The sequence below is a fragment of the Acidimicrobiales bacterium genome (assembly GCA_034521975.1).
Classification (GTDB): Bacteria; Actinomycetota; Acidimicrobiia; order Acidimicrobiales; family SKKL01; genus SKKL01.
On record JAXHLR010000004.1, the window covers coordinates 150,754 to 163,952 of the forward strand.

12 protein-coding genes and 1 tRNA gene are annotated in these 13,199 nt (G+C 69.7%); 2 read left to right on the plus strand and 11 right to left on the minus strand.

What is annotated here, in order from left to right:
• Window positions 1-6 precede the first annotated feature (6 nt).
• The 5 genes from U5K29_05100 to U5K29_05120 are packed head-to-tail and all read right to left on the minus strand — an operon-like array spanning window position 7 to window position 5,893.
• Window positions 7-1,512: an alkaline phosphatase family protein gene (locus U5K29_05100; protein MDZ7677905.1), complete on the minus strand. Its 1,506-nt coding sequence runs from the start codon at window positions 1,510-1,512 to the stop codon at window positions 7-9.
• Window positions 1,506-2,453, minus strand: coding sequence for a Gfo/Idh/MocA family oxidoreductase (locus U5K29_05105; GenBank protein ID MDZ7677906.1), 948 nt, complete (start codon window positions 2,451-2,453; stop codon window positions 1,506-1,508). Before U5K29_05105 ends, U5K29_05100 begins: the two co-directional genes overlap by 7 nt.
• An 11-nt stretch (window positions 2,454-2,464) precedes the next feature.
• The gene (locus tag U5K29_05110; protein ID MDZ7677907.1) at window positions 2,465-3,421 is read right to left on the minus strand and encodes a glycosyltransferase family 2 protein; all 957 of its coding nucleotides are present in this window, start codon (window positions 3,419-3,421) and stop codon (window positions 2,465-2,467) included.
• A gap of 28 nt (window positions 3,422-3,449) precedes the next feature.
• Window positions 3,450-4,844, minus strand: coding sequence for a hypothetical protein (locus U5K29_05115; protein ID MDZ7677908.1), 1,395 nt, complete (start codon window positions 4,842-4,844; stop codon window positions 3,450-3,452).
• Complete coding sequence (locus U5K29_05120) at window positions 4,841-5,893, minus strand: ABC transporter ATP-binding protein (GenBank protein ID MDZ7677909.1); 1,053 nt, start codon at window positions 5,891-5,893, stop codon at window positions 4,841-4,843. Before U5K29_05120 ends, U5K29_05115 begins: the two co-directional genes overlap by 4 nt.
• 122 nt (window positions 5,894-6,015) lie before the next feature.
• Between U5K29_05120 and U5K29_05125 the strand changes: the two genes are divergently transcribed.
• Together U5K29_05125 and U5K29_05130 are read left to right on the plus strand one after the other, a co-directional pair.
• A complete protein-coding gene (locus U5K29_05125) occupies window positions 6,016-7,047 on the plus strand; it encodes an extracellular solute-binding protein (GenBank protein MDZ7677910.1) in 1,032 nt (343 codons plus the stop codon).
• 30 nt (window positions 7,048-7,077) lie between these two features.
• Complete coding sequence (locus tag U5K29_05130) at window positions 7,078-8,748, plus strand: iron ABC transporter permease (protein ID MDZ7677911.1); 1,671 nt, start codon at window positions 7,078-7,080, stop codon at window positions 8,746-8,748.
• A 66-nt stretch (window positions 8,749-8,814) separates the two neighbouring features.
• Here the strand turns inward: U5K29_05130 and U5K29_05135 are convergent, their stop codons facing one another.
• The 6 genes from U5K29_05135 to U5K29_05160 form a co-directional block, all read right to left on the minus strand.
• Entirely contained in the window at window positions 8,815-9,951 is a 1,137-nt protein-coding gene (locus U5K29_05135) for an FEA1-related lipoprotein (protein MDZ7677912.1), read from the minus strand.
• A 190-nt stretch (window positions 9,952-10,141) separates the two neighbouring features.
• Window positions 10,142-10,996, minus strand: coding sequence for a YihY/virulence factor BrkB family protein (locus tag U5K29_05140; protein MDZ7677913.1), 855 nt, complete (start codon window positions 10,994-10,996; stop codon window positions 10,142-10,144).
• 98 nt (window positions 10,997-11,094) lie between these two features.
• A tRNA-Gly gene (locus tag U5K29_05145) sits at window positions 11,095-11,170 on the minus strand.
• Between the two features lie 67 nt (window positions 11,171-11,237).
• The gene (locus U5K29_05150; GenBank protein ID MDZ7677914.1) at window positions 11,238-11,609 is read right to left on the minus strand and encodes a hypothetical protein; all 372 of its coding nucleotides are present in this window, start codon (window positions 11,607-11,609) and stop codon (window positions 11,238-11,240) included.
• A gap of 589 nt (window positions 11,610-12,198) precedes the next feature.
• Window positions 12,199-12,426, minus strand: coding sequence for a hypothetical protein (locus tag U5K29_05155; protein ID MDZ7677915.1), 228 nt, complete (start codon window positions 12,424-12,426; stop codon window positions 12,199-12,201).
• A complete protein-coding gene (locus U5K29_05160; GenBank protein ID MDZ7677916.1) occupies window positions 12,396-13,184 on the minus strand; it encodes a hypothetical protein in 789 nt (262 codons plus the stop codon). The genes U5K29_05155 and U5K29_05160 overlap by 31 nt, the downstream gene beginning before the upstream one ends.
• Window positions 13,185-13,199: the final 15 nt, after the last annotated feature.

The following is a 13,199-nucleotide window of genomic DNA, read 5'->3' on the forward strand; positions in this document are numbered from 1 at the left end:
GCGGAGCTACCGCTCGAGGAGCGGTTGACCTGCCATCTCGCGGGTGTCGCTGCCGGAGAGGGCGGCGACCGTGGCCGCGACGTCCTCGAGGCGAGGGGGTCGGGACGGCTCGATGAGCTTGGAGGCGCCGGGCACAACCAGGGCCCACGCATCCCCTTCGGTGTGGTTCCCGGACCGGCCACTGCCGACCCCGTGTCGGCGGACGGTGCCGAACCGCTCCGAGTGCAGGCCCTCGAGTCGGGTAGCTGGGGTGTCGACCCACCGCACGATCAGGTCGGGAAGCTGGTGGGCACGGTCACCGCTGCCGAAGCGGTCGGCCACCCGTTCCACCGACGAGACCGCCGGACTGCCGTCGAGCGAACGGAACGACAGGATCCCGGCTGCGATCTCGTCCATCAGCGACTCTGCATCGGCGGGATCGACGATGCCGTCGCGCTCGCGGCCCCGCAGGTTGAGGCGGATGTAGCCCTGGTTCTCCGCGGGATGGGCAAACGCCCGGGTCCTGACCCAGTCGATGCCACGCATCTCCAGGCGGGCCGTCAGCTCGAGTGCCACGGCCTCCGGGAGCGCTCCGGCGACCTTGGCCCGCAAGCCGCTGGGCAGCGCAGCGCGGAGCCACCAGATGGAGCTTCGAGCATCGGTGCGGTCCTCGGAGGGATCGAGGATCGAGCGGAGCATCTCGGGGAGCAGATCGGCCCGGCTGGTGTTCACCTCCATGCCCACGGGCGAGATGATCATCAGATCGGCATCGTCGGGCAGGACCGTGACCACTCGACCGAGGGCGCTGTCGACCTCTCGGTAGACGTCTTCCAGGGTATTGCCGAGGAGCCGCTCGGCAGAGGCATCGAGACCCTTCGGATCGAGTTGGGACAGGTCCCAGAACTGGTGGCCGGCCACGTGAGCAGCGCAGAAGGTCAACCAGGCGAGGTCGAACGGCTGCTCGGCCAACAGCTGCTCGGCGGCATCGGCCACCCGGCCCGGCGCGCCGAGGAGGCGACGGCGCAAGCCGAGCATCTCCTCGACCGAGTGCCGGCCGAAGACCTCGTCGACCGGTGCAGGTGAGCCGAAGAGCCGCTCGAGTCGCCGATGGGTGTCATCGGGCGCGGACCACTCCTGGAGTACGACGCGGTCGTGGAGCTGCCAGCCACACACCAAAGCGCCGGGTGGCGCATCGACGGGTGGGCGACTCTCGTATGGATCGACCGCGAGGGTTCTGGTGCCGCAGCGGCCGAGGCGCTCCCACACCGGTGGTGGGGCATGGAAGTGGCCCATGTAGCGGACACGTTGCTCCCCGGCCGACCATTGGAAGGGGTAGAAGAGCCCGTGGTCCTCGAGCGGCACGCCGCTGTAGAGGGTGTGCTGGGCGCCAGCGGCGAACTGGGTGGCCGGCGCGTCCAGCTCGTGCCACACACCGCGGTCCCGGAGTGCGGCGAGCACGGGCAGGCGCTCATCGCGCAGGAGGCGGTCGAGCAGGGAAGCGCTGGCGGCGTCGAACTGCAGGATGGTCAACATGGGGAAGGCTCCATCGGGTCGGTGATCAACGTTGGCCGTCCAGCAGCAGCGGCGCTGGTTCGCGCCGCGTCGACGGCCGCCATCACCGCGACGCCATCGACGGTGGTGCCGAGCGCTGGGTCCTGGCCGCCGCGTACGACAGTCGCAAACGAATCGAGTTGGGCGGCCAGCGACGCCACGAGGGGATGGACGCCAGGGGATGGACGGAGTCGTCCGATGATTGCGGCGAGGCTGCCGCCGGCCCGGTGTCGAGCGACAGTGGTACCCGCCGCGTCGCGGACCGCCACTTGTTCGGCGTGGATCGAGTCGGCCCGAGCACGGATCGTGGCTCGTCCCCGCCCCAGTACCAGCGACAAGGTGGCCCGATCGGGGGTGAGCTCGGTGGCCGTGACCTCGCGGATCTCGCTTCCGGACACCCAGCGCGCCAAGTCGAGGAGGTGGGGAGCGAGGTCGAGGATGACCTCGTCGCGCACGAGATGGGCTCCCCAGCTCGCCCGCCGATAGCGGATCTCGAGCTCCAGGTCGAGCGCACCCGCTCGCGGGGTGGCCGCCCGTACCTCGCGGACGCCAGGATCGAAGCGACGGTTGAACCCCACCCGCACCGTGGGACCGAGCGTTGCGAGGCGAGCGGCGCCGGCGCCGTCGGGAGCTGGTGGCTTCTCGACCAGCACGGGTAGCCCGGCGGCCGTGGCCCACTCGGCGTCGGCAACATGGGTGCTGGCCGGGCTCGCGAGCACGAGGGCGTCGACGTCGGCGCCCTCGATCAGCGCGGCGGCGTCAGCGAAGGTGGAGACCGACTCCCCGACCAGGTCGGCAAGGTGGGCACGCCGTCCGCCGTCGGGATCGGCGACCGCGGTGAGGGTGGTGCCCCGCTCCATGGCGAGGGCGGGGACATAGCCGATCTCGGCGAGCCTGCCGCAGCCGATCAGTCCGATCCGCACCGGCTCCACGCTCATTCGAACCCGTCGACTCGAGAGATCGACGCCGCCCCGAGCGGAGGCAGCGGACGCGGAGCGTCGAGAAGCGCGACGACGATGCCGACCGGCACAGCAGCGACCGCGACCAGGTGGTGGAGGCAGTGCAGTCCGATGCCGGCGATGGCTGGGAGCAGCCCCATGCGTCGAACGAGCAAGCCGTAGAAGTGCCGGTTCGCGATGATGAGGACACCAAGGCAGGACGCGAGCAGCGGCAGCCACAACCCGATGGCCGCGACCACCGCGACCACCCAGACCGCGGCACTGATCTGGTGGCGCAGGCCGCAGTTCAGTGTGGTGGCCCGACGTCGGGTACGCACCTGGAGGGCGACCCAAGGGACGGCGCGTCGGGCCAGGTCGGTCCACAGCATCGACCGCAGGGTCCATGTCTTGAGATGCTTGCCCTGGATGGTCGGGTCCAGGGCGGACCGGGAGCCGTCGAAGCGGAGGCGATCGCCGAGCTCGATGTCCTCGATGGAGGGATGCGGATAGCGATCCGCGTCGAAGCCACCGATGCGGAGGAACGTCTGGCGGCGGATGGCTCCGAGCCCCGTCCAGAACGTCTCGGCGGGTCCGGCTCCGGCCTGGTGCACCTGGTGGTGCAACAGGTTGCGGAACGCCGAGACCACACCTGGATCGGCGGGATCGTCGTCGTAGGAACCGAACAGGGCACCCAGACCGGGATCGTCGTCGAACGCGGAGCGGATCCTGCTGAAGGCGTCCGGGTGGACCTCGACGTCGGCATCGATGAACACCACGACGTCGCCCTGAGCACGCCGGACACCGGCGTTGCGGGCCTCGGATGCAGACAAATGGGCGTCCTCGACCACGATGACCTCCTCGGGTGGGTCCTGCGCCGCACGGATCGCCGCGCGGCACCGGCCGAGGGTCGGGGGGGCGTTGGTTGCGGGGACGACGACCGACAGGGAGGTCACCCCGGCAACCATAGTGCATGAGGTGAGCCTAACGAAAACTGTGTAGTTCGGCTTCAGGACAGTCGACCGCGTAGGCGACCCAGTGCGACGAACGGGCAAGGACGACCGCACCGGATCGCAGAGACATCTGCCGGTCGGGCGAGCTCCCCGACCGAAGCAACATCGTGCCGGGATGGTCGACGCGAGCGCGAGGAACCCGGTGGAGGGGAAGGTCCAGCTTCCAGGCCACGGCGGGTCGCAGCAGCCCCGATCCGGTGACCGACACGTCGCCGCAGGAGGTGAGGATCTCGGGACCTCCGGACCGCTCGATGACGACGTCGAGATCGGCTTCGAGCACGCCGCGATCGGCGACGGCGACCACGACCGGTCCGATGCCGGCAGCTCGGGGCACGGCGAGCGCGACAGCCACCACGATGCCGACGACCCACAGCATCCGCACGCGACCAGGAGATGGAAGGGAGCAGACGACCCCGACACCAGCCAGCACGCACACCGCAGCGGCGGCGGGGAGGTAGAACCGGCTGAGAGCGGCATACCCGAGGGTCACCGCCAGCGCGGCGACGAGCGCGGACCAGGCGAGTGCACCGGCGGCGACGGCGAGCAGGACCCTTTCACCCCGTCGTCGGGCCGTCACCAGTCCGAAGCCAGCGGCTACCCATGCCGGGGCCACGACCATGGCGCCAGCCGCGGTGAGCGCGCTGGCAGTGCGCCCGCCCAGCGACTCCGACGCCGCCACCCGCGCCGCGTCGGCGCCGTGCCACGGACTACCCGAACCCCACCAGTCGCCACCGAACCACAACATCGGCACGCTGGCCAGGATCGCCACCACGAACACTCGAGTCGACGGGTCGCGCCACCAGAGCCAGAGGGCGTAGATGCCCAGCAGTGGCCATGCTTCCGGACGAAGGAGCGCGACCCCCCACCCGAGGGTGAGCGCCGTTCGACGGCGCTCGTCCAGATGGGCCTCCACGGCAAACAGCGCCAGCGCGATCGTGAGCGGCGCGACGTGGCCTTCGCCCACCAGGCGCAAGAAGCGCGGGTCACCGTCGGGGGTGAGCAGGAGCAGCGCAGCAGCGATGACACCAGCGGGCGCGCCGGCGAAGCGGGCTGCCAACCGGTACGTCGCCACCAGGCCGAGGAGCGCGCCGGTCCGGGCAACGAGCATCCAGAGCGATACTGCTGCAGGTCCGAGCGGCGCGAGCATCGTGGTGACGAGGACCGGGAGGGGCTTCCATGACGGACCGCCGGTGGTATCGAGGTCGAGCTGACCGACCTCGCGGCCCCAGACCAACCACGCCCACGGGTCGAAGCTCAAGGTGGCAGGAAGCAGCAACGACAATGCCCCCAGTCCGCTGCAGGCACCGACGAGGAGCACCCCACGCCTGCTGGCCGAGAGCATCGGGCGCGTGTTGGTGCTGGTCACACCCGATCCGACGATGGCAACACGTGCACGGGACCGTCGACCCGGATGCCTACCAGATCGCCTGGTTGCCAGCGGGTCACCCCGTGCACGCGGCTGCGAACCCTGCGCCCTGAGCGGAGCTCGAGGGTGACGAGTTGGTCGTGCCCGAAGAACGAGCGATTCAGCACCTCACCCGACACCGACGCGCCGGCTGCGTCAGCGTCGGCGGCAAGGGGCACCAAGCTGAGCACCTCGGGTCGGATCATGACCTCGACAGGACCCTGCGCACAGGGATCGTCCGAGAGGAGCCGCCCGAACTCGGTCTCGACGTAGCCGTGGGACGCGGTGCCCGGGAACACCTCGGCGGCGCCGAGGAAGCCGGCCACCCACCGGTTGGCAGGACGAGCGTAGACCTCTTCGGGAGTGCCGGTCTGTACGATCCGTCCAGCATCCATGAGCACGACCTCGTCAGCCAGGGACAGCGCCTCCTGCTGGTCGTGGGTGACCAACAGCGCGGTGGCGCCGGCCTCGCGGAGGATGGCGGCCACGTCCTCCCGAAGGGCGGCCCGCAGGCCTGCGTCGAGCGCGGCGAAGGGTTCGTCGAGGAGCACGACGGCGGGATCGGGTGCCAGGGCACGAGCGAGGGCGATCCGCTGGCGCTCGCCGCCGGAGAGCTCGTGAGGATAGGACCGGGCCCGATGGGCGAGGCCGACCAACTCCAGACACTCGGTGACGCGCCCGGGTGCGGGTTCACCGAAGGCGACGTTGCGCTCCACGGTGAGATGGGGGAAGAGGGCTCCGTCCTGGAACACCATGCCCACTCGTCGCAGCTCCGGCTCCACCCAGGTCCCCTCACCCGCGACGCGGCCGCCATCGATCTCGACCATGCCCGCATCGGGGACCTCGAACCCGGCGATGATCCGCAACAGGGTGCTCTTCCCCGAACCGCTCGGCCCGAGGAGCGCGACGATCGATCCGACAGGCACGGTGACGTCGGCGCCGGCGACTGCGCAGGTCCTGCCGAACCACTTGTCGATGCCGAGGGCGCGGATGGCGGGAACCGCGTTCACGGGCGGGACCGTAGCAGACTGATCGGGCCGAGCTTCAGCGCTCACACCTCCTGAAGTTTAGGCCACCTATCCCACTATGCTAGGACAGGGTAACCACTCCGTCACCCTCATCGAGGATCTCAATGCTCTCCAAGCTCATCCGCAAGCGCTGGCCGATCCCAGTCATCGCCCTGGTTGCGATCGGTGTCGTCGCGGCTGGCGCGCTCGCCACCACGAAGGGCGACGAGCGTGCGCTCGTGGTGTACAACGGCCGTTCTCACTATGGTACCGAACAGGTGTTCCGAGACTTCGAAGCGGACACGGGGATCGAGGTCGAACTGCGCGGTGGTACGGCCCCAGAGCTCTTCGAGCGCCTCCGCCGCGAGGGTGAGGACACGCCGGCCGACGTGCTGGTCACCACCGATCTCGCCAACCTGTGGCGGGCCGAGCACGCCGGACTCCTCCAACCGGTCCTCTCCGATACGCTCAGCTCCCAGGTGCCCGACTCACTGCGCGATCCGGAGGGCTATTGGTGGTCGCTGACAACCCGGCTGCGCATCCCGGTGGTGTCGACCGAGCGGATCCCGACGGGAGCGGTCACCAGCTACGAGGACTTGGGAGATCCGCGCTACCAGGGGCGCACGTGTCTGCGGACTTCCACCAGTGAGTACAACCAGTCACTCGTCGCCGACATGATCGCCAAGCGAGGCATGGACGAGACCGAGGAGCTCCTGCGCTCCTGGATGGCCAACGAACCCAAGATCCTCAACTCCGACGGCGAGATGCTCGCGGTCATCGCAGATGGTGGCTGCGACCTCGGCTTGGCGAACCACTACTACCTGGGTCGGGCCCTGAGCGACAATCCCGACTTCCCAGTGGCGCCGGCCTGGCCCGACCAGGACGGTGCGGGCGCCCACGCCAACGTCTCCGGCGTGGGGGTGGTCGCCGCGTCCGATGCCACCGACGAGGCCACCGCGCTCATCGAGTTCCTCACGGCGCCGTCGGCCCAGGCCCAGATCATCGATCGCAGCGAGTTCGCCGCCAACCCCGACGTTCCACCGGCCGAACACATCAGCCACTGGGCAGATGTCAGGACCGACCCGATCGACGTCGAGGCTGCCGGCCCGTTGCTGGAGGAGGCCGTCGCGCTGATGCTCGAGGTCGGGTGGAACTGATCGAAGCGGCATGCTGACATGAACGTGCCGATGCCGACACATGCCGGAACTCCACGACCGGATCCACCGGTCCCGCGTCGCCGCTTCGCCGGTTGGGCGATCCTCGGGGTGCTCATCGCCACCATCGTCGCCGGTCCGCTCCTGGTGCTTCCGGCGAGCTTCCTGGGCGGAGGCGAGGCCTTCGATCAGATCGCCCGATCCCTCCTTCCTGACGCACTGCGCACCAGCATCATGCTCGGCCTCGGTGTGGGGGCGAGCACGCTCGTGGTCGGGGGCGGTCTCGCGGTGCTCATCTCCTTCTACGACTTCCCCGGTCGGCGTTGGTTGGACTGGGCACTTGTGCTGCCGATGGCCATGCCCGGGTACGTGCTCGTGTTCGTCGTGCTCGGCCAGTACGGGCTGGCAACACCGCTGCAGACAAACCTGCTCGGCAACAGCCTGCAGATCCCTGGCATCCGCACGCCGATCGGTGCGGTCACGGTGCTCACCGGGGTGCTGTACCCCTACGTGTACGTTCTCGGTCGCAGCGCGTTCATCGGTCAGTCGCGCCAGGCACTCGAGGCTGCCCGCTCGCTGGGTCTGACCTATGGACAGGCCGTGCGCCGGGTTGCGCTCCCCTTGGCACGTCCTGCGCTTGCCGCCGGCGCGGCCCTGGCCGTCATGGAGGCACTGGCCGACTTCGGAGCCGTCGACCTGCTGGGCGTCCAAGCCCTCACGAGTGCCATCTACAGGGTCTGGTACGGCGCGTTCGACCAGAGCGCCGCCCTGCAGCTGGCCACGGTCCTGGTGGGGCTGGCCCTCACCATGGTCACCGTTGAGCGACTCCTGCGAGGTCGTGCCCGCTACCACCAAGCGTTGGGGGCAGGCGACGCCGTCGAACCAAGACCCATCTCCGGCTGGCGGCGCTGGCTCGCACCCCTTCCCGGCATCGGACTGCTCGCTCTGGTCTTCTTGGTCCCGGTAGCGCAGCTGGTGGCGTGGTCGGCCGAGACGATCATCGAGGACCAGCTCGGGGCAGATCTCGCAGCTGCGGCCCGGAACACCCTCCTGTTGGGTGTCCTCGCCGCGCTGGTGGCCGTGGTCACCTCCACCATCGTCGCCTACGGCAAGCGGGCACAACCGTCGCGAGTCGGAGCGATCGCGTCGCGCCTGGCCACCGTCGGGTACGCGGTCCCCGGCACCGTGGTGGCCGTGGCCGTGTACGTCCCAATGGTCTGGATCGACCGTCGCCTCATCAGCCTCGCCGATGCCGTGTTCGGTCTCGAGATCGATCTGTTGCTCACCGGAACGATCCTCGGTCTCGTGATCGCGTACGTCGTGCGGTTCCACGCGCTGGCGTCCTTCGCGATGGAGGCGCGCATGGACCGGATCAGTCCGAGCCTCGACGACGCCGCCCGCGCTCTTGGTGCCGACCAGGCGCGGGTGCTGGCCGATGTCCACCTGCCCCTACTGCGGCCCGGCATCTTCACCGCGGCGCTCCTCGTCCTCGTCGAGGTCATGAAGGAACTGCCGGCTACTGCACTGCTGCGTCCACTCGGCGGCGACACCCTGGCCATCACGGTATGGGAAGCCACCAAGGACTCCCGCTTCGACGTCGCCGCACTTCCCGCGCTGCTCATCGTCGCTGTGGGGCTCCTGCCGGTGATTCTTCTGGTTCGACTCCTGCGCGACGACGGCTGGTCGGCAGCCGAGCGGATCTGAGCCCGAACGCGAGCGGGGGCCCGAGATGATGGCGTCCCGGGCCCCCGCTGGATCGGTGGTGGTCGCTCAGCCGAGCTGACCGATGTCCTCGTCGCTGATACCCAGCGTGTCGAACGCAGGCTGGAGAGCGGCGCGGACCTCGTCCTCACCACCGTTGGCACCGGGCTCGTTCTCCAGCGACAGCACTGCGTCGATGGTGTCCACATCGGCGCCGGCGTCGGCCAGGATCGGCTCGATGACCCGGAAGAATGCCAAGCCTTCGGCCTGGTGCACCCGAGCCGTCTCGGCATCACCCGCCTCGAGGTCCTCGGGCACCAGCGCGGCGTACTTGATCGTGGCTTGAGAATAGGTGATCACGACCTGACGCAGCACCTCGTCGGCTGCGGCCTCGGCGCTGCCGGCGTCCTCCGCCAGCAGCGCGTCACGACCATCGTTCATGGCCTCACGGATGGCCTCGTTGGCCAGGGAGGTCTCACCGTCCTCGGCGAGGGTGCCGAAGTCTGCGCCTCGCTTGTCCGCCGTGGCATAGGGTCCGCATCCAGGCTCCGAACCATGGTAGAAGGCCCATGCCTCGTCCCAGTTGTGCGGAGCCCCCTCGTCGGCATCGAAGTTCGCGTCGTCGGCCTTGGCCAGCGCGGCGTTCAGCTCATGGATGACCCAGGCGATCATCGTCTGGTTCTGGATGCCCTTCTGGACGCCCTGGCGACGCACGGCGTCGGACTCACCCTCGAACCCACCCGAGCCGGCGATCGCCGCGGACACGAAGTCGTCGATCGGAGTGTCGCTGTCGTAGTACTCGTCGAAGCCGTGCATACGGTCGGACGCGGCGGCGAAGCCGGCGAGGGTTCGCACAGACCCGTCGCTGTTGACCGAGTGCTTGCCATCGACGTAGATGCCAGACACCGCGTCGAAGTCGATCGGATCGGCATCGAGCAGACCGTTGATGTCGCAGATGTCCTCGACCACGAGCCGGTGCGACGACACGTCGCTGGCGTACTCGTAGCCGCCATCCTCGCTGACCGCCTCGTGGTCACCGTCGGCGCTGGACGCGAAGTCGTCCTCGGCACCGCTGTCAGTGCCGGTCTCCGCAGGTGTCTCCTCGTCTGAGGGCGTGGCGTCGTCGTCACCGCATGCAGCGAGCAGCAGGCTCAGCGAGAACAAGGCAGCGAGCCAACCGAGGGGATGGGAACGATTTCGGGTCACGAAGATCCTCCAGTAGGGGGTTGATGGTCCAAGTGGGCCTCGACAACGTCGGGGGGTCTACCTGGCTGATCGGGCAATAGTAGGTGTGCCTATCGAACATGGTCAACACTCGTAACCATCGTTGAAGCCCGAGGTCGCCGGATTCACGATCCCGTGGTCGACGGGCACTGTCGGCCGGCGGTACGAGCAGTCAGCTCCCCGACTGTTCGATCTCGGCGTTGACCTCGGCCCCGACCAGCACCACCAGCGCCGAGATCCAGATCCAGAGCAGCAGCACGACCACGGCCCCGAGCGACCCGTAGGTCTCGTTGTATGACCCGAAGTTGGCGGCATAGATCTGGAACCCGATCGAGGCCAGGATCCAGGCCACCACGGCGACGACCGCTCCGGGGCTCAACCAGCGCCAGCGCGTGCTCGACACCCCTTCGGGACCGGCGCGGTACAGCACCGCGAGTCCGGCGGCGAGGCCCAGCCCGACGATGGGCCAGACGGCCAGGTTGATCAACCAGCGCGCCAGGCTGGGCAGCCCGGCCGCAGCGAGGACCGCGGGGAGCCCGGTGATGACCGCCACCGCGACCACGACGAACAGGATGGCACCGAGCGTGAGCACCAGGCTGAGCAGGCGCTTGGCCACGAAGGTGCGGGTGTCGCTGCGCTGGTAGGCGATGTTGACCGCCACCACGAGGTGGCTCACCCCGCTCGAAGCGGACCAGAGGGCGATGACCAGGCTGACCACCAATCCGATGGTGAGCGCCCCACCGGAGGCGGTGGTGATGCTCTCGAGCTGCTGCACGATGAGCTGGCGGGCTTCGTCGGGCAGCGCACCGGCAAGGTCCTCGACCCGCTCCTCGATCGCTTCGGGGTCGGCGACCAGGCCATAGATCGACACCAGGGCGACCATCGCGGGGATGGTCGAGAGGAAGCCGAAGAACGCCACGCCGGCCGCGTTGAGGGGATCGTGGTGCTCCTTGACGCGGGCCACCACCCCCTTGGCGAGCGTCGCCGTCCCACGTGCCGCGTCCTGGACGGCAGAGTCGCCTGACATGGCGCCGCCCTACCCGGTGGACCCGATGGCAAACACCGACCACAGGCTGCCGGAAACGGCGAACGGCCCCCGGAGGGGCCGCTCGGAACCGTCTGCTCTGGAGCGGAAGACGAGGCTCGAACTCGCGACCTCAACCTTGGCAAGGTTGCGCTCTACCAACTGAGCTACTTCCGCGTGGAAGTGGTGAGTGTAGCAAAGCCCGTCCACACTCCGGCCAGTCGGCGTCGCCGGTCGGGGACGCTCAGAGCTCGGCCACCCTCGTCCTGATCCGGTGGGCGAACTCGCGAGCCTGGTCCGGATCGCCGATGCCGCTGATCTCGACCATGTCGCCGTCGCCGTGGATCCTGATCGTGGCCGAGCGCTCGTCGCCCATTCCCTCGACGGTGATCTGGGGGGTGATCGTCACCGAGCGAATGTCGGGCTTCCACTCACGGTCGTTGACGACGAGCAACCGCCGGTCGGTGAGGATCGCGACCGCGTTCTTGCCCAGATAGGAACCCTGGACGAGCTGCTGGGCGTGCTCACCGTCGCCGAGCAGCGCGGTGGCGATGCCCGCCGACACCCGAGCGCTGCGCTTGGCGCCGAACCCGAGCCGGCCGACGCACCCGCCCACTGCGTACGGATCCTCGGCGGTGGGGGTCGGCGCCGGGGCGAGCGGTGGAGGTGGTGGCGGCGCGGCCGGTTCCGGGGGAGCGACTGGCTGCTGGGGTGCCGGCGCAGCTGGCGGGGGTTGCGGGGAACCCTGAGGTGGCGGGGCCACCGGCGGCGGTGGGGTGACCGGGGCCGAGGGGGGTGGCGGCGGTGGCGGGGGCCCGGGTGCCGCCTGCGGTGCAGGTGGCGGCTGGGGTGGCGCCGGGCTGGTGGGCTGGGTGGAGGGGGCCTCGCCCGGCGCAGGTGGCGGCGGTGGCGGTGCGGAGGGCACCGCGCCGGCACCCGGGGGCGGAGGGGGCGGTGGCGCCGCGTCCGGGGTGGAGGCCGGAGGCGGCGGGGGCGGCGGCACCTGTCCGGCCTGTTCCGGTGGCGGCGATGGAGGGGGAGGGGGCGGAGGAGGGGGCGGCGGGGCAGGTGCCGCCTCGTCGTCGTTGTGCTGCTCTGAGTCAGACATCGTTGTCACCCTTCGTACTGCCTGGTCGCGTCCTGGACGCAGACTAGTGGTCCTGGTTACGACTGGTGGGGGGACGGGGCGCTGATGGGCGATCCCGTCACTCGTCGTCGTGGGGACGCAGATCGACGCGCAGGGTGAGCACGCCGTCTTCGAGGGTGCCTTCGGCGTCGCCGATCATGGCGAAGTCCTGGTAGTCGAGCTGGGCTTGGCGCACGAAGCGTGCCCGTTCCTCACCGGCGATCGGTGGCAGCGGCCGGGTCTTGACCGCCTGCGCCCGATCGCGGAACCGCTGGATCATCTCGTCGATGTCGAGTCCGTCAGCCATGGGTCCACCGTACCGTCACCTCGCCCCGGCGGGTCACTCACATCGGTCCCTGGGTCGGTGTCGTCGGCGTCGTCGCTGTCCTCGGGGTCGTCGGTGGGTTCGGTCACGGGTTCGGGACGGGTGATCCACCAGTAGTAGACCGCCAACCCCGCCAGCAGGACCGCGACCGCGACGAGGCCGACCACCACCAAGCGGATGACCCGCTCGGTGTCGTCCTCGCCCTGGGCCGGCGAGGCGGGTTCATCGACACCGGGGGCGACATCGGCCTCGGCGCCATCGGGCCCTGCAGGGGGTTCGGGGGCGAGCTCACGTCGATCCGAGGGCGGTCCGGCCACCAACAGCGGGTTGGGACCGGTCGTGGCCGTGGTGGCCGGCGCTCGCGAAGTTGGGGGAGCCGTCGCGGTGGTCGTGGTCGGTTGCGGAACCGAGCTGGTCGTGGTGGAGGTGGTGGTGGTGCTGGTTCCCTCGTTGCTGGCCCCAGCCTCATCCTCGTCGGCCACGCTCGTCGTCGTGGTGGAGGAGGAGGTGGTCGTGCTGGTCGAGGAGGTCGTGGTGCTGGTGGATGGCACCAGGTCGGGCTCATCGACCGCCGACGCCGGGCCCGGAGCGGTGACGGCGACCATCACGAGGCCGGCCACCGCCGCCCGGCGGAGTCCACGACGACCCCGGCCCGAGGGGCGAGGTCGGCGGGGCGGCGCCCAACGACGGGGCCGTTCGGGGTGTGATGGTCGCGACACGGTGTGGTCGATGGTACTCACCGTGCCCACGGCACC